Here is a 16,924-nt window from a genome sequence, read left to right on the forward strand (position 1 = left end):
CGGAGAGGCGAAGACGAAAAAAAGCGGCGGGTTCGCCCCCGCCGCTTCCTTGTAGCAGTTTTTCAGATGCCGATCACGGCATCATGCGTTCGGCTTTCGCCGGCAGGAAGCCTTCCTGGAACAGGTCAGCGGCCTTCGGCGCCTTTTCCAGGCCGATAGCCGAGGCCACCGAATCCGAGGAGCGCTGCAGGCGGGCCATGTCGACGCCGCCAAAGCCGTTATCCTTGACGTACTTGGTCAGTACGTTGCGCTCCAGCGACATTTTCAGACGCTTCATTTCCAGCGCTTCGTCAGTCAGGCCATCGCGGGTCTTGGTCGCCTTGACGCCGACCTCGGGGTTGGCGGCCACTTCCTTCCAGGCCTTGATGGTGGCGGCCACGAAAGCCTTCACCGCAGCGGGGTTCTCCTTGATGAACTTCGGCGAAGCGACCACGGCATTGCCGTAGAAATCCATGCCGGCATCGGCATAGGGGAAGGCGATGACGTCTTCCTGCTTCACGCCGATCTTTTCGAGATCGAGGATCGAGGAGAAATAATGACCGCTGATGAAGTCGACGCTGCCGTTCTTCAGGCTCGGCTCACGCAGCGGCGGCTGCAAGTTGATGAAGGTGACCTTGCTCTTGTCGATGCCGACCTTGGCGGCATAGGCCGGGAACAGCTTGAAGGAGGCGTCGAAGACCGGGGCGCCGAGCTTCTTGCCTTCCATATCCTTGGGCGTCTTGATGCCCGAGGATTTTAGCGCATAGACACCGAAGGGCGGCGCGTCATAGGCCATCATCACGGCCTTCACCTGGCCTTCGGGGTTCTTGGCGTTGTATTCGATCAGCGCATTGATGTCGGCGAAGCCCATCTCATAGGCGCCGGTGGCCACACGCTGCAGCGCGCCGGCCGAACCCTGACCGGCATCGATGGTGATGTCGAGCCCGGCCGCCTTGTAATACCCCTTCTGTTCAGCGACCAGAAACGCCGAGGTCGGACCCTGGAAGGCCCAGTCGAGGGTGAATTTCATCTTGGTCTGCGCATCGGCAGCGCTGGCGGCGCCCAGGCCGAGCGCCAGCGTGACGCCAGCCGCGGCAAAGGTAAATCTACGTGCGAAAGTCATGGTCAGTCTCCCCGGTGAACGTCAATCCCGGCCGATTATCTGCGAGTCGGGCCTCGGCTCAGGCCCGGCAGTCTATGCCGGCCCGAAAGCACCCGCCAAGAGCGAATCGAACACAGGTCCGAGGCAGATCGTATGCAATTCCGGGACCAGTCCCAAGGTGGCGTCAGCCGCGCGAAAACCGCACGGCTGCCCGAGCCGCCCGTCGGTCTGCCCAAGGCACCGCCGTGATGCCTGCTTTTGCGGCAAAACATTGTCAGGGCGACAAGTTGATATGTTGCACCGCCCAGAGGCCGGACGTATGGTTCGCCCGCCTTATTCCCTCCCGTCCGCGCCTAGGAGTCGCCAAAGCAATGCCGTTCCTGTCCGATGCTCTCGGTCGCATCAAGCCCTCGGCGACCATCGCTGCCACCCAGAAGGCCCGCGCCCTCAAGGCTGCCGGCCGCGATGTGATCGGCCTCGGTGCCGGCGAGCCCGATTTCGAGACCCCGGCCAATATCCGTGAGGCCGCCAAGGCGGCGATCGACCGCGGTGAGACCCGCTATACCGATGTGGACGGCACGGCGGCGCTGAAGCAGGCGATCGTCGCCAAGTTCAAGCGCGAGAACGGCCTCGACTACAAGCCGGAACAGATTTCGGTGGGCACCGGCGGCAAGCAGGTGCTGTTCAATGCATTGCTCGCCACAGTGAATCCCGGCGACGAGGTGATCATCCCGGCGCCGTATTGGGTCAGCTACCCGGATATCGTCAACTTCGCCGGCGGCACACCGGTTTTCATTACCGGCAGCGCCGAAGACGGCTTCAAGCTGCGTGCCGAGGCGCTGGAGAAGGCGATCACGCCGAAGACCAAGTGGGTGATCCTGAATTCGCCGTCCAACCCTTCAGGCGCTGCCTATACGCGCGACGAATTAAAGGCGCTGACCGACGTGCTGGTCCGGCATCCGCATGTGTGGATCCTGACCGACGACATGTACGAGCATCTGGTCTACGACAACTTCGTTTTCACCACGCCGGCCCAGGTCGAACCCGCGCTGTACGAGCGCACGCTGACCATGAACGGCGTGTCGAAGGCCTATTGCATGACCGGCTGGCGGATTGGCTATGCCGCCGGTCCGCAGATGCTGATCAAGGCGATGTCGAACCTGCAGTCGCAGTCGACCTCGAATCCGTCCTCGATCAGCCAGGCCGCCGCCGTCGAGGCGCTGAACGGCCCGCAGGACTTCATCCCGAAGAACAATGCGGTGTTCAAACAGCGCCGCGATCTGGTGGTCAGCATGCTGAATCAGGCCAAGGGCATCCATTGCCCGAAGCCGGAAGGCGCTTTCTACGTCTATCCGAGCTGTGCCGGCACCATCGGCAAGACCTCGAAGGGCGGCGTGAAACTCAATACCGACCTCGACTTCTGCAACGCCTTGCTGGAAGAGAAGGGCGTGGCGGTGGTGTTCGGCGAAGCCTTCGGCCTGGCGCCGCATTTCCGCATCTCTTACGCAACGTCAACCGAAGCCCTGAAGGACGCCTGCGGGCGGATTCAGGAATTCTGTTCGCAGCTTTCATGATTTCTCATAGGTAACTGGTGACGGCCGTCACGCCGCGACAACAGGCCCGCTTGGCGCGGAAATCCGCCGATGCTAAGCAGCCGGTGTCGCGGCCGCCCGGCCGGACAGGTCACGCATGCCGACCACGGTAAAGAAACGTTCCGTCGTGGTTGGCGGCCACCGCACAAGTATCTCCCTTGAACAGGCTTTCTGGGAGGCGCTGCAGCAGTTGGCCGCCAGGGAAGGCAAGACCATCAACCAGATGGTCAGCGATATTGACGCTGCACGTTCGGGCAACCTGTCGAGCGCGATCCGGGTGTGGATTCTGGATCGGGCAGTCGAGGGGCTGTTGCAGCCATCGGGAACCGCCGCCAGAGCGGCCCCGCCGGCAGGGAAGCAAGAACAGTAGCGTACGGCGTTCGGGGGATTGCCAGGTTCAATAGCGTATGCGCTCCCGCGCGGCCGTCCGCAGAACAGGCGGCTATGCGTATGACCCGATCCTCACACTCTGTCATGGCCATCACGGCCCTGGCCTCGTTCCTGCTGCTGGCGGGGTGCGAACGCGCCGCGCCGCCGCCCGAGCCGATCCGGCCGGTGCGCGTCACTACGGCATCGCCGCAGGTATTCGAGAGCCGCTCGAGCTATACCGGCGAAGTGCGTGCCCGCTATGAAACCAACATAGCCTTCCGGGTCGGTGGCAAGATCGTCGCCCGCTATGTCGAGATCGGTTCCGAGATCAAGAAAGGCGCGCTGCTGGCCCGCCTCGATCCCGAGGATACCCGACTGGCGACGCAGAATGCCCGCGCCCAGCTCAGCGCCGCCCAAGCCAACTTCAACCAGGCCCAGACCGAGCTGCGGCGCTACAAGACGCTGTTCGACAGCAAGGTGATCAGCCAGGCCGAACTGGACCGCCGGCAGAACACCTACAACACGGCCGAAGCGCAGCTCGACAGTGCCCGCTCGCAGCTGCGCGTGGCGCAGAACCAGATGGACTACACCGAACTGCATGCCGATGCCGATGGCGTGGTGACAGCGATCGGCGTCGAGACCGGTCAGGTGGTTGCGGCTGGTCAGACCGTGCTGAAGCTGGCGCGGCCGGAAGAGAAGGAAGTGGTGTTCAACGTCGCGGAAAACCGCCTCGACGAGTTGCGCAACGCCACGGCCATTGCCATCAGCCTGTGGGCGCAGCCGGAAAAGGAATACAGCGGCGTGGTGCGCGAGATTGCGCCCGGCGCCGACCCGGCCACCCGTACCTATGCAGTCAAGGTGAGCGTGCAGAGTCCGCCGCCCGGCATGCGGCTGGGCATGACCTCGACCGTATCGATCGTGCGCCGCTCGGATGCCTCAGTCGTGGCGCTGCCGCTGGCCGCGCTCTATCAGCAGGGCGCCGAGCCGGCCGTGTGGATCTATACCGGCCCGGCCGAAGGTGAGGGCACGGTCGCGCTGCGGCCGGTGAAGGTGGCCGCCTATATCGAGAAAGCCGTGCTGATCGCCGATGGCCTCAGGGAAGGCGAAAAGGTGATCACGGCCGGGGTGCACAAGCTGATCTCCGGCCAAACCGTACGCCTGTTGCCCGAAGTGCAGTCTGCCGCGGCGGGGAAGAAGTCGTGAGCCAGCATCCGTCTCCTGCAGCCGACGATGAGGGTGTCGGCCGTTTCAACCTGTCTGCCTGGGCGCTGCGGCATCGCTCGCTGATCGGTTTTCTGATGGTGCTGCTGCTGGTGGCCGGTGCGCTGTCCTACAACCAGCTTGGCCGCGCCGAGGATCCGGACTTTACCTTCAAGGTGATGATCGTGCGCACCAACTGGCCCGGCGCCACGGCGCGCGAGGTCGAGCAGCAGGTCACCGACAAGATCGAGAAGAAGCTGCAGGAGACGCCTTATCTCGACAATGTGCGCAGCTATTCCAAGGCGGCCGAGTCGACGATATTCGTGACGCTGCGCGACAGCACGCCGCCCAAGGCGGTGTCCGGCGTGTGGTACGAGGTGCGCAAGAAGGTGGGCGATATTCGCCAGACCTTGCCGGCCGGCGTGCAGGGTCCCTATTTCAATGACGAATTTGGCGACACCTTCGGCACAATTTATGCCTTCACGGCGGATGGCTTCACCCATCGCGAGCTGAAGGATTACGTGGAAGACGTGCGCGAAGAACTGCTGCGCATCCGCGATGTCGGCAAGGCTGACCTGCTTGGCGTGCAACCCGAGCGTATTTTTATCGAATTTTCCAACAAGAAACTCGCCAATCTGGGCATCAGCCCGCAGCAGGTCATCGATGTGATCCAGGCGCAGAATGCCCAGACCGCATCGGGTGTGGTGCAGACCTCGTCTGACCGTATCGCCACCCGGGTCAGCGGCGATATCGAAAGCGGCAAGGCGCTGTCGGAACTTTCGATCCAGGCCAACGGCCGACTGATCCGGCTCGGCGACATCGCCGACATCAAGCGCGACTATGCCGATCCGCCGAGTCCGCGCCTGCGCTACAACGGCCAGGAATCGATCGGCCTTGCCATTTCGATGGCCAAGGGCGGCAACATGATCGAGCTGGGCAAGCAGCTCGACGCCACCATGAAGCGGCTGAAGGCCGATATGCCGATCGGCATCGAGATGCTGCAGGTGGCCGATCAGCCCACCGTGGTGCAGCGTTCGATTTCGGAATTCATGCAGGTTCTGCTGGAGGCCGTGGTGATCGTGCTGGGCGTGAGCTTCCTGAGTCTGGGGCTGCGCAGCGGCATGGTGGTGATGCTGTGCATTCCGCTGGTGCTGGCCATCACCTTCGTATGCATGCAGATTTTCAGCATCGATTTTCACCGCATCTCACTGGGTGCGCTGATCATTTCTCTCGGCCTTCTGGTGGATGACGCCATTATCGCGGTCGAGATGATGCAGGTGAAAATGGAGCAGGGCTTCGACCGCTTCCGTGCTGCCAGCTTCGCCTATACCTCGACCGCCTTTCCGATGCTCACCGGGACGCTGATCACGGCGGCCGGTTTCGTGCCGGTCGGCTTCGCCAAATCCTCGGCCGGCGAATACACCTTTTCGATCTTCGCGGTGGTCACCATCTCGCTGCTGGTGTCCTGGGTGGTGGCGGTGATCTTCACGCCGTTCATCGGCTATACCCTGCTGCCGGCGCCGAAAGCCGGCCATGGCCACAGCGAGGACGTCTATCACCGCGGCATCTACCGCTTTGTCCGCCCGATGGTGGAATGGTGTGTGCGTCGGCGCTGGATCGTGATCGGCGCCACGGCCGGCATTTTCGTGCTCAGTGTCTTCGGCTTCGGCCTCGTTCAGCAGCAGTTCTTCCCGTCCTCCAACCGACCCGAGTTGATGGTCGATCTTCGCCTGCCGCAGGGCGCCTCGATTGCCGCCACCGAGGCAGAGGCGCTGAAGCTGGAAGCCCTGCTGAAGGACGATGTCGATATCGTCAGCTACACCACCTATGTCGGCGCTGGTGCGCCGCGCTTCTACCTGCCGCTGGATATCCAGCTGCCGAATGACAATTTCGCCCAGGTCGTGGTGCTGACCAAGGGCGATGCCGAGCGCGAGCGCGTGCGCGACAGGCTAATTGCCGCCTTCCAGGAGGATTTCATTCTGCTGCGCGGCCGCGTCAACCGCCTGGAAAACGGTCCGCCGGTCGGTTTCCCGGTGCAGTTCCGCGTCAGCGGCCCCAATCCGATGGAAGTGCGTCGCATCGCCTTCCAGGTCACCGATGTGATGCGGGCCAACCAGAATACGCGGGACGTCAACCTTGACTGGAACGAGCTGAGCAAGGTGGTGAAACTGGATGTCGATCAGGCCAAGGCGCGCCTGCTCGGCATATCCTCGCAGGACCTTGCCACCACGCTCAATTCCATCGTGTCGGGCCTGACGGTGACGCAGTATCGCGAGGGCCGTGAACTGATCGACGTGGTCGCCCGTGCCGAGGCGAGCGAACGGCTCAGCCTGACCGGTCTGAAAGACCTGAACGTGGCGGGCGCGGAAAGCACCCGGCCGGTGCCGCTCAGCCAGGTGGCGGAAATCGCCTATAAGCTGGAGGAAGGCATTATCTGGCGGCGTGATCGCCAGCCGGTGATCACCGTGCGTGCCGATATCGTCGATGGTATCCAGGCGCCGGTGGTGTCGATGCAGATCGAGCCGCAACTCAATGAGTTGCGCAAACACCTGCCGCCGAATTATCGCATCGTCATGGGCGGCGCCATCGAGGAGAGCGGAAAGGCCAATGCCTCGATCGGCGCGGTGGTGCCGGTGATGATCGGCATCATGGTCACGCTGCTAATGATCCAGCTGCAGTCGGTATCGCGCATGTTGCTGGTGCTGCTGACCGCGCCGCTTGGCCTCATTGGCGTCACACTCGGCCTGCTGATCTTTAACGTGCCCTTCGGCTTCGTCGCCATGCTGGGCGCCATCGCGCTGGCCGGCATGATCATGCGCAACTCGGTGATCCTGGTCGACCAGATCGAACAGGATATCGCCGGCGGCGAAGCGGCCTGGGATGCCATCATTAATGCGACGTTGCGACGCTTCCGGCCGATCATCCTGACCGCGCTGGCTGCCATCCTCGGCATGATCCCGCTGTCGACCAGCAATTTCTGGGGCCCGATGGCCTATACCATCATCGGCGGCCTTTTGGTGGCCACGCTGCTGACGGTGCTGTTCCTGCCGGCCCTCTATGCCGCCTGGTTCAGAGTGAAGCGACCCGCTGCCGCCTGAGGCGGCGGGGAGCGCTTACAGGCTCGACTCGAGCCTGACCTTGTCGGCCTTGACCTTGCTGGGCGTGGTCACCGGCTGATCGGTCCAGTCCTCGCCACCGGTGACCACGCAGGCGCGGCCGTCGGTGCTGGTGATCAGGATGGTCCAGGATCCGGTCTGGGAAACCAGCAGTTCGACGATGCGGTCGCCGACCACACCGGCGGCCTGCGGCTGCTCGCCGAAACGCTGATCCAGCATCTTGCCCATATCGTCGCGCAGGCCGCAGAGCAGTGGTTGCTGCTGCGCGCGGGCAGATGAGAGAATGGCGGCAATGGAAATAAGTGAGACGGCAGTGAACAGAAACGCACGAGATGAGACGGCCTTGCGCATGGCTGGCCTCCTTCGGTGTGCGCGTCCGCGTCGGGCAGACGCTTCTTTCACACCGACAAACTAGCGGACGATGCTTAAGGTTCCGTTTGCTGTGCTTTAGAGCCGTTACAAGCCTGTGATCGAATTATGCCTAAAATTGAGTCAGGCTGCATCGTTGAGATGGCAGGCCGACAGGCGGCCGGGCACGATCTCTTTCAGGGCAGGCACTTCGGTCCTGCAGCGGGCAAAAGCCTTCGGGCAGCGCGGATGGAAATGGCAGCCCGGCGGCGGGTTCAGCGGCGAGGGGATTTCGCCCTTGATCGGCAGGTAGTCGCGCCGCTCGGCCACCAGTTTCGGCGCCTCCGCCAGCAGGGCCTGGGTATACGGATGATTGGGGGAGGCAAACAGCTGCTCGGTCGGTGCGCTTTCCACAACGCGGCCGAGATACATGATCACCACGCGGTCGGAGATGTGCTCGACAACCGACAGGTTGTGGCTGATGAACAGGTAAGTGAGGCCGAGCTGTTCGCGCAGATCCATGAACAGGTTCAACACCTGAGCCTGGATCGAAACGTCAAGCGCCGCCACGGCTTCGTCGCAAACGATGAATTTCGGCTGCACGGCAAGCGCACGGGCAATGCCGATACGCTGGCGCTGGCCGCCGGAGAACTGGTGCGGATAGCGTTTGCGATAGCGCGGGTCGAGTCCGACCTGCAGCATGATCTTCTCGACATAGGCACCCATCTCGCCGTGCTTGATCAGGCCATGCGCCACCGGCGCCTCGCCGATGATCTCTTCCACCCGCATGCGCGGGTTAAGCGAGGCATAGGGATCCTGGAAAATCATCTGCACGCCCAGCTTATAGGCGCGCTGCTCCGCGCTGCTGCGGTCGGCAACCGTCTTGCCGCGATACTGGATGCTGCCGTCGCTGGCTTCCATGATGCCGGCGACGATGCGCCCGAGCGTGGACTTGCCGCAGCCGCTTTCGCCCACCAGGCCGACCACTTCGCCTTCCTGGATCGTCAGGTCGACATCGTTGACGGCATGGACGGCGCGTTCCTTCAGACCGGCGCCGAACAGGTTGGCGATCCTGGCGGCAATATCCAGACGCCAGACGAAACGTTTGGAAATGCCCCTGAGTTCGAGGATGGGGCGTTCGAGAATGGGGGCGGTCACGAGGCAACCTCCGCCGGGCTCAGCGGCATGGCATCGAAGGGGTGATGGCAGCGGGCCTTGTGGCCCGGATTGAGCTCGGTCAGTTCCGGCATGGTGTCGCAAACGGCATCGGCGCGACCGCAGCGGGCCTTGAAGCGGCAACCCGGCGGCAGGTTCAGCGGCGCTGGCGCCATGCCGGGAATCTGGAACAGGCGTTTGCCGCGCGGCATTGCGCCGGGCACCGAGCCGATCAGGCCGCGGGTATAGGGATGCTGCGGCCGTTCGATTACTGTGGCAATCGCGCCGGTTTCGACGATCTTGCCGGCATACATGACCATGATGCGGTCGGCCAGGCCGGCCACCACCGAGAGGTCATGCGTGATCCAGATCAGCGCCGTGCCGGTATCGCGGCAGAGCTTGCGCATCTCATACAGGATCTGGCCCTGGATGGTGACGTCCAGCGCGGTGGTCGGCTCGTCGGCGATGATCAGGTCGGGTTTGTGCAGCAGGGCCGTGGCAATGGCGATGCGCTGGCGCATGCCGCCGGAGAACTGGTGCGGATAGGATTTCAGCCGGTCTTCGGGGGCCGCGATGCCGACCGACTGCAGTGTCTCGATGCAGCGGGCGCGGGCGGCGGCCTCGCTGACCTTCTCATGCGCCTGCACGGTCTCGATCATCTGGGTGTCGACGCGCAGCACCGGGTTCAGCGTCATCATCGGATCCTGAAAGATCATCGCGATGCGCGCGCCGCGCAGACTGCGCAGGCGGTCCGGACTGGCGGTGGTCAGTTCCTCGCCCTTGAACCTGACGCTGCCGGCAGCGATGCGGCCAGGCGGATCGATCAGGCCGAGGATCGAGAAGCCGGTGATCGATTTGCCGGAACCGGACTCACCGACCAGACCGAGGATTTCGCCGGCCTCGACGGAAAAGCTGACACCATCGACGGCACGCACGATGCCGTCGCGGGTCGGGAACTGGGTCTCGAGATTGTCGACCTGGAGCGTGGCGGTCATGGAGCTTTTAGCGCTTGAGGCGGGGATTGAGGACGTCACGCAACTGGTCGCCGACCAGATTGATGGCGATGATGACGATGGTGAGGACCAGGCCGGGGAACAGCGAAATCCAGTAGACGCCGCTGAGCAGATAATCGAAGCCGTTGGCGATCAACATGCCCAGCGAGGGCTCGGTCACCGGCACGCCGAGGCCGAGGAAACTCAACGTGGCCTCCAGCGTGATGGCGCGGGCGATATTGATCGTGGCAATGACGATCAGCGGCGGCAGACAGTTGGGCAGCAGATGCTTCAGCAGCATGCGGGTGCGGCCGAGTCCGAGGCAGCGGGCGGCCTCGATATATTCCTTGTTGCGCTCCACCAGCGCAGCGCCATGGGCGGCACGGGCAAAATAGGCCCATTGCACGGCGACCAGCGCGAAAATAACCTTGTCGACGCCATTGCCCAGCACGGCGAGCAGAATTAGCGCGATCAGGATGGCAGGGAAGGAAAGCTGGATATCGACTACCCGCATGATCAGCGCATCGATCTTGCCGCCGCTATAGGCCGCCAGCAGTCCGGCCACGGCACCGATGCCAAGCGCGGCCACCACCGAAACCACACCAACCATCAGGCTGATGCGCAGGCCATACAGCATGGCGCTCAGCATATCGCGGCCCTGGCCGTCGCTGCCCAGCAGGAAAGTGAAGCCTTCGCCCGACACTTCGCCCGGCGGCTGGCGCGCATCCATGATATCGAGGATCGCTAGGTCGTAGGGGTTCTGCGGCGAGATAAGCGGCGCCACCAGGGACGCGCCAATCATCAGCACCAGCAGCACGAGGCCAAGAATGGCCAGCTTGCTTTCGGCGAAGTCGGCGACGATTCGCTTCCAGGGCGCTTCGGTCTTGGCCAGCGGCGCAACGGCTGCCGGTGTCGTGGCAGTCTGGCTCATTTCGCCTCTCCCAGACGCACGCGCGGATCGAGCACGGAATACAGGATGTCGACGATCAGGCTGATAATCACCAGCAGGAAGACGACGACGATCAGGTAAGCGACCACAACCGGACGGTCGAGGTGCACGATCGAGTCGATCAGCAGCTTGCCCATGCCGGGCCAGGAGAAGATCGTCTCGGTGATCACGGCAAAGGCAATCAGGCTGCCGAGCTCCAGGCCGGTGACCGTGGTGATCGGCACCATGATGTTCTTCAGGATATGGACGCCGATGACGCGACGTTCATTCAGACCTTTGGCGCGGGCGAATTTCACGTAATCCATCAGCATCACCTCGCGCGCGGTGGCGCGGGCCAGGCGGATGATGAGGGCGCATTTCGACAGGCCGAGCGTGAGTGCCGGCAGCGCGAGGTATTTCCAGCCTGCGAGTGACAGGAAGCTGACGTGGATGCCGAGTACTTCCATGGTGGGGCCACGCCCCGAAGCCGGCAGCCAGCCAAGCTGAACGGCGAACACCATGATCAGCATCAGGCCGACCCAGAAATTCGGCAGCGAGAAGCCGAGTACCGAACCGGCCATGATGGCACGCGCCGTCACGGTCTCATGGCGCAGGCCGGCATAGAGGCCAAGCGGCACGCCGATCACGACCGAGAAGAATGTGGCGATCAGCGCCAACTCCAGTGTTGCCGGCATGCGTTCGAGGATCAGGTTGATGGCCGGCTGGCCGAAGACGAAGGATTTGCCGAACTCGCCCTTCAGTGCCGAGAGCACGAAGGTGAGATACTGTTCCCACATCGGCCGGTCGAGGCCGAGCGATCTGGCGATGGCTTCGCGATCAAGTTCGGTGGCTTCCGGGCTGACCAGAATCGCCAGCGGGTCGCCGATCATGTAGATGCCGACGAAAACCAGCACCGACATAACCGCCATGACCAATGCCGCCTGCATCAGGCGTCTGATAATAAAAACGAGCATGACCTAAAGACGCCCCGACACCTGTTTTACCGGTGCCACTTCTGTGGTCGTTGATCCGGCTTTGCTGCCCCAGCCTATACCGGAATCCTTTTGCAGTGCCTAGGTTTTCTTGGGGATAGCTCAATAACGCTGCGACATGGCTTTTCTCTGTCGACAGGCGCCGGCAACAGTCAGAACGAGTGTCAGGTTGCGATAAGCGGTTGCGGTCGCCGCACGGACCAGCGACGCGATTGGTTCGCAAACGATCAGCGCCGCCGATCATGCAACCGGCGGCGCTGGGATGGTGTCGCAGCGGGACGTTGCCGCCCCGGCTGTCGTTACTCGTCGCTGCCTGCGGCTTCGGCCGGCGCTTCCGCGGCGGGCGAGCTGTCGGTCCGTGCCTTGGCGCGGGCTTCACGCGCCTCGCGCTTTTCCTTGTTGTCGCGGCGCTTGGCCGCGAGGATCAGCACGCGATCCAGTTCGGTCTGGCTGCAGATGCCGAGATAGACCGGATCGCGCGGTTTGATATTGGCGTGATTGGGATGCGTGTGATTCTTCACGCGATCGATGGTCGCCTTGGTGGTGCCGAGCAGCTTCTGAATCTGCGCGGTTTGCACCTCGGGATGATACTTCAGCAGCCAGGCGATGGCGTCCGGGCGATCCTGGCGCTTGGAGACCGGCGTATACTTGGCGCCCTTGGTCTTCTGACGCTGCAGCGGCACGGTCGGTGCCAGCAGCTTCAGGTCGCCGCTCGGATCCTTCTCGCAGCGCTCGATCTCGCCCGGGCCGAGCTGGCCGTTGGCAACCGGGTCCAGACCGACGATGCCGACCGCCACTTCGCCATCGGCGATGCCTTTCACTTCCAGCACATGCAGACCACAGAAGCGGGCAATCTGGTCGAAGGTCAGCTTGGTATTGTCGATCAGCCACACGGCAGTGGCTTTCGGCATTAACGGCAATGCCATGGGTAAAATCCTCATCAGGCGGCCGGCCGCGGTCAGCAGCCGCCGCGGGGGGCGAAATCGCGCGACAATATAGTGCATCGGTCCCGGGGTGCAACCGCCCCGGGGGTGCTAAGTTGTTGTTTTTATGTCAAATCGTTAGCAAAACTTTGCCCACATGGTCGCCATGGTCGATCCGGGCATGCGCCTGGGCAGCCTCGGCCAGCGGAAACCGGCTGTCGATGATGGCTTTCAGGCGGCCATCAGCAAAAGCCGGCCAGACGGTCTCTTCCAGGGCCCGGGCAATCGCGCCCTTGAAGGCAATCGGTCGCGGCCGCAGGGTCGAACCGGTCACCATCAGGCGTTTGCGCATCAGCAGGCTGAGATCGCCTTCACCCTTCGGCCCGCCCTGCACGGCGATGATCACCAGCCGGCCTTCCTCGGCCAGGCTTTTTATGTTGGGGGCGAAATATTTGCCGCCCACCATGTCGAGGATGACATCGACGCCCTTGCCATCGGTCAGTTCGCCGATGCGCGCGGCGAAATCCTCGGTCTTGTAGTTGATCGCTTTTTCGACGCCGAGGCTTTCGCAGAAACGGCATTTCTCGTCGGTGCCGGCGGTGGCGAAAATTCGTCGGGCGCCCAGCAGTTTCGCCAGCTGGATCGCCGCGACGCCGATACCGGAAGCGCCGCCATGGATCAGGATGCTTTCACCTGCCTTCAGCTGGCCGCGATCGGCGATATTGCTCCACACGGTGAACCAGTTTTCCGGCAGCGCGGCGGCTTCGGCCATATCGAGGCCCTGTGGCACCGGCAGGCATTGTTCGGCTGGTGCCACGCAGTGGGTGGCATAGCCGCCGCCGGCAACCAGCGCGCAGACCTTGTCGCCGACCTTCCAGCGCTGTGCGCCGTCTCCCAGCGCGACGATCTCGCCGGCCACTTCCAGGCCCGGATAATCCGGTGCGCCGGGCGGCGGCGGATACATCCCTGAGCGCTGCAGCACATCGGGACGGTTCACGCCGGCAGCATGCACCCTGATCAGCACTTCGCCGGCCGCCGGCTGCACCAGCGGGCGTTCAGCCGGTTTCAGCACTTCGGGGCCGCCGGGCTGGCTGATCTCGATCACGGTCATGGTCTGCGGCAGCATCTGGGTCTCCTGAATGGCTGCCTGTCATCTAATCGGAGCTGGTGTTCGCGGCAAGTCGGCAGGTTTCGCTTTATCGCAGCTCCGGGCCGAGATTAGTATGATCGCGAAGTGAAACCGGGGAGGCCGGGATGGACTGGGACGAGGCCGAGCGGCGCAAGCCGGCGCTGCCGAAATTCGATACGATGTCGATCGAGGATCTCGAGGAGCGGATCGTCGCACTTGAAGCCGAGATCGGCACCATCCGCGCTGTCATCAAGGCCAAGCAGGCGGCGCGCGGTTCCGCCGACAACTTCTTTAAGAAATAGGCCGCTCAGCCGCGCGGATATGCGCCGGCATCAGGTCGTCCGTCGTGGTTCCTGCCTGCCGCAGGGCCACACGGCAAACCGTCACACCGGGCTCGGCCTGGCTCTGCAATACGATGAATTGCCCGCCGGCGGCGCGGGCCACGGCGCGGTCGTATTCCATCATGCGCCAGCAGGCTGAGATGCGCCCGCTGCCGCGCAGCGGGCAGGGCGTTTCGATCCGGGCATAGACGGTGTCGGCGGTAACGGTTTCGATCGGCACCTGTCTGGCGCTGGGAAAGCCCTGCTGCCAGGCGCGGCCGAGCGCCGGCAGGTCGGCCGCCGGGCGGATGTTTTTGCGCCCGGTGGCCAGGCGGGCCAGCAGACGCGACCAGCCGAAGCTCACCGGCTGGAAAACGGCCCAACGGGCCAGCAGGGCCGAAACGGCGAGCATGCTGGCCATGAACTGGCGGATGGCGACTTTGCGAAGCGGGGTCACATTTGAGACATATGACAAATATTGTCATATGTCAAAAGATTCAGCGTGCCCGAACAGTTCTCACGATCATGTCGACGGCAGCAGTGGCGCGGTCGTGCCAGACGGTTTTGTCCAGATCGGCGGCCAGGCGCGGGTCATGAAAGCGGCTCATCAGGTCGTCGATGCTGACGGCGAGTTTTTCCGCCGGCTCGCCCCGGAAAGCGCCGGCCGTGCTGCCCTCGGCCAGCAGGCCGGCCAGATGGCGGCGGATATGGCTGCGATGCTGGCGCAGCAGCCCGGCGAGATTGCGCATCACCTCGTCCAGCACTTCCACCAGACAGGGATCAGACAGGTAACGCCTTGTATTTTCTGCATCCATCAGCAGGAACGCCTGCAGCCGTGCGGCCGGGCTGCGGCCATGGTCGCGGGCGATCGCGGCCAGCCGGGTCTCGTCCTCGGCCAGCCAGCGGGTTGCCAGCCCCGCCACGATGGCGCGTTTGTTCTGGTAATGCCGGTAGACCGCTGTGCGGGCGATGCCGGCCTCGGCCGCAATGTCCTCGATGCGGGTGCGTTTGCCGCCCAGCCGGCGAAAACAGGCCAAGGCGGCATCCAGCAGCCGATCCTGAACCGGTCCCGCCAGGCCTTCGGCGGGCGATTCAGGCTCGGCTTGTGACACGGCAGCCAATTTTGTCATGCCTCGACCATACAGGATTGCCGCCGCTTCACGAAATCTTAAGTGCGGCCGGCCATAGTCACCTCAGTTACCGATTTTAGTCCGGTCATAGTTTCCTCCCTGTTGGTTTTGACCTTCAGGCCGCCGGCCGCTTACCGGCGGCCTTTTTTTGCGTGCCTGTTACATTCCGTTACATCTCCTTGACTGATCCGGGCACGGCGTGGATTAATCGCCGCAGTTTCGAGGTTGAGGCAAGATTGTCGGGTCGCCCCGTCCGCCAGGATGAGGCGGCCCGCTTTTTTGTCTGCTACCCATGAGCTTGAGAAAATTGTCCGGGAGGGCGCCATGCTGGAACCCAAATTCTTCCGTTTCGATACGCTCAGCCTGCATGCAGGCCAGCAGCCCGATCCGACGACCGGCGCGCGCGCCGTGCCGATCTACCAGACCACCTCCTATGTTTTCCGCGACGCAGATCATGCAGCCACACTGTTCAACCTTGAGCGCGGCGGCCATATCTATTCGCGTATCTCTAATCCCACTGTTGCGGTGCTGGAAGAACGTCTTGCGGCACTCGAAGGCGGGGTCGGCGCCGTTTGCACGGCATCGGGCCAGGCGGCGATGCACTTGGCCATCGTCACGCTGATGGGGCAGGGCGGGCATATCGTTGCCTCGCGCAATATATACGGCGGCAGCTACAACATTCTCGTGCATACGCTGCCGCGCTTCGGCATCACCACCACCTTCGTCGATCCGCGCGACCATGCGGCGATCAAGGCGGCGATCAAGCCCGAGACGCGGCTGGTGTTCGGCGAGATTCTCGGCAATCCGGGCCTGGAAGTGCTGGATGTGCCGGCGGTGGCCAAGATTGCGCATGACGCCAAAATTCCCCTGATGCTCGACTGCACCTTTGCCACGCCGTATCTGTTCCGCGGTTTCGAGCATGGCGCCGATCTGGTGATGCATTCGGTGACAAAATTCCTCGGCGGCCATGGTGTTGCCATCGGTGGAGCCCTGATCGATTCCGGCCGTTTCGACTGGGAATCCTCCGGCAAGTTCCCGACCCTGACCGAACCTTATGCGGGCTATCACGGCCTCGATTTTGCCGAGGAATTCGGCCCGGCCGCCTTCATCATGCGCGCGCGCGCGGAAGGCCTGCGCGATTTCGGCGCCTGCATGTCGCCGACCAATGCCTTCCACCTGCTGCAGGGCGTCGAGACGCTGCCGCTGCGCATGGCACGCCATGTTGAGAACAGCCGCAAAGTGGTAGCTTTCCTGAAAAGCCATCTGGCCGTCGCCTGGGTGTCGTATCCCGAACTGGAGGAACACCCGGATCACGCGCTGGCGAAAACACTGCTGCCAAAGGGCTGTGGCGCGGTGTTCTCCTTCGGCGTGAAGGGTGGGCGCGAGGCCGGCCGGGTGCTGATCGAAACGCTGCAGGTCTTCTCGCATCTGGCCAATGTCGGCGATGCCAAGTCGCTGGTGATTCATCCGGCCAGCACCACGCATCAGCAGATGAGCGCGCCCGAACTGAAGGCTGCCGGCATCGGTGAGGAACTGGTGCGGCTTTCGGTTGGCCTGGAAGACGCGCAGGATCTGATCGACGATCTCAATCAGGCGCTTCGCGCATCGCAAAAGGCCGTCAAGGCAGCAGCGGAATAAGGCAAGAGGAA

The 16,924-nt window shown here is 63.2% G+C and carries 16 protein-coding genes; 6 read left to right on the forward strand and 10 right to left on the reverse strand.

Annotation, left to right across the window (positions count from 1 at the left end; all coding sequences use genetic code 11):
- Positions 1-73: 73 nt before the first annotated feature.
- Entirely contained in the window at positions 74-1,102 is a 1,029-nt protein-coding gene (locus OJJ21_RS02080; protein ID WP_297682721.1) for an ABC transporter substrate-binding protein, read from the reverse strand.
- Positions 1,103-1,452: 350 nt separating this feature from the next.
- Here OJJ21_RS02080 and OJJ21_RS02085 point away from each other — a divergent pair, with 350 nt between their 5' ends.
- The 4 genes from OJJ21_RS02085 to OJJ21_RS02100 all read left to right on the forward strand — a co-directional run bounded on the left by OJJ21_RS02085 (position 1,453) and on the right by OJJ21_RS02100 (position 7,340).
- Positions 1,453-2,655 carry a pyridoxal phosphate-dependent aminotransferase gene (locus OJJ21_RS02085; RefSeq protein ID WP_297682722.1) on the forward strand — a complete coding sequence of 401 codons (1,203 nt, stop codon included), beginning with the start codon at positions 1,453-1,455 and terminating at the stop codon, positions 2,653-2,655.
- A gap of 115 nt (positions 2,656-2,770) precedes the next feature.
- Positions 2,771-3,043, forward strand: a complete 273-nt coding sequence (locus OJJ21_RS02090) for a ribbon-helix-helix domain-containing protein (protein ID WP_297682723.1) — start codon at positions 2,771-2,773, stop codon at positions 3,041-3,043.
- An 80-nt stretch (positions 3,044-3,123) separates the two neighbouring features.
- Positions 3,124-4,245, forward strand: coding sequence for an efflux RND transporter periplasmic adaptor subunit (locus tag OJJ21_RS02095; RefSeq protein ID WP_297682724.1), 1,122 nt, complete (start codon positions 3,124-3,126; stop codon positions 4,243-4,245).
- Positions 4,242-7,340 (forward strand): efflux RND transporter permease subunit, encoded by a 3,099-nt coding sequence (locus OJJ21_RS02100; protein ID WP_297682725.1) that lies wholly within the window; start codon positions 4,242-4,244, stop codon positions 7,338-7,340. Before OJJ21_RS02095 ends, OJJ21_RS02100 begins: the two co-directional genes overlap by 4 nt.
- Positions 7,341-7,355: 15 nt before the next feature.
- On the opposite strand, the gene OJJ21_RS02105 is transcribed toward OJJ21_RS02100, so the two are convergent.
- From OJJ21_RS02105 to OJJ21_RS02135, 7 genes are all read right to left on the reverse strand, one after another.
- Positions 7,356-7,709 (reverse strand): hypothetical protein, encoded by a 354-nt coding sequence (locus OJJ21_RS02105; protein ID WP_297682726.1) that lies wholly within the window; start codon positions 7,707-7,709, stop codon positions 7,356-7,358.
- Between the two features lie 141 nt (positions 7,710-7,850).
- Entirely contained in the window at positions 7,851-8,864 is a 1,014-nt protein-coding gene (locus tag OJJ21_RS02110; protein WP_297682727.1) for an oligopeptide/dipeptide ABC transporter ATP-binding protein, read from the reverse strand.
- A complete protein-coding gene (locus tag OJJ21_RS02115) occupies positions 8,861-9,856 on the reverse strand; it encodes an ABC transporter ATP-binding protein (protein ID WP_297682728.1) in 996 nt (331 codons plus the stop codon). Before OJJ21_RS02115 ends, OJJ21_RS02110 begins: the two co-directional genes overlap by 4 nt.
- 7 nt (positions 9,857-9,863) lie before the next feature.
- Entirely contained in the window at positions 9,864-10,784 is a 921-nt protein-coding gene (locus OJJ21_RS02120; RefSeq protein WP_297682729.1) for an ABC transporter permease, read from the reverse strand.
- Entirely contained in the window at positions 10,781-11,755 is a 975-nt protein-coding gene (locus OJJ21_RS02125; RefSeq protein WP_297682730.1) for an ABC transporter permease, read from the reverse strand. Before OJJ21_RS02125 ends, OJJ21_RS02120 begins: the two co-directional genes overlap by 4 nt.
- A 317-nt stretch (positions 11,756-12,072) precedes the next feature.
- Complete coding sequence (locus OJJ21_RS02130; protein ID WP_297682731.1) at positions 12,073-12,699, reverse strand: cell cycle transcriptional regulator TrcR; 627 nt, start codon at positions 12,697-12,699, stop codon at positions 12,073-12,075.
- A 127-nt stretch (positions 12,700-12,826) separates the two neighbouring features.
- Positions 12,827-13,822 carry an NAD(P)H-quinone oxidoreductase gene (locus OJJ21_RS02135; protein ID WP_297682732.1) on the reverse strand — a complete coding sequence of 332 codons (996 nt, stop codon included), beginning with the start codon at positions 13,820-13,822 and terminating at the stop codon, positions 12,827-12,829.
- Positions 13,823-13,950: 128 nt separating this feature from the next.
- Between OJJ21_RS02135 and OJJ21_RS02140 the strand changes: the two genes are divergently transcribed.
- The gene (locus OJJ21_RS02140) at positions 13,951-14,127 is read left to right on the forward strand and encodes a DUF1192 domain-containing protein (RefSeq protein WP_297682733.1); all 177 of its coding nucleotides are present in this window, start codon (positions 13,951-13,953) and stop codon (positions 14,125-14,127) included.
- Here the strand turns inward: OJJ21_RS02140 and OJJ21_RS02145 are convergent.
- Complete coding sequence (locus OJJ21_RS02145; protein WP_297682734.1) at positions 14,117-14,602, reverse strand: hypothetical protein; 486 nt, start codon at positions 14,600-14,602, stop codon at positions 14,117-14,119. The genes OJJ21_RS02140 and OJJ21_RS02145 overlap by 11 nt on opposite strands.
- A gap of 40 nt (positions 14,603-14,642) precedes the next feature.
- Positions 14,643-15,275 (reverse strand): TetR/AcrR family transcriptional regulator, encoded by a 633-nt coding sequence (locus OJJ21_RS02150; RefSeq protein WP_297682735.1) that lies wholly within the window; start codon positions 15,273-15,275, stop codon positions 14,643-14,645.
- A gap of 324 nt (positions 15,276-15,599) precedes the next feature.
- Here OJJ21_RS02150 and OJJ21_RS02155 point away from each other — a divergent pair, with 324 nt between their 5' ends.
- Positions 15,600-16,913 (forward strand): O-acetylhomoserine aminocarboxypropyltransferase, encoded by a 1,314-nt coding sequence (locus OJJ21_RS02155; RefSeq protein ID WP_297682736.1) that lies wholly within the window; start codon positions 15,600-15,602, stop codon positions 16,911-16,913.
- Positions 16,914-16,924 lie beyond the last annotated feature (11 nt).

Source organism: Ferrovibrio sp. (genome assembly GCF_025869515.1).
Classification (GTDB): Bacteria; Pseudomonadota; Alphaproteobacteria; order Ferrovibrionales; family Ferrovibrionaceae; genus Ferrovibrio.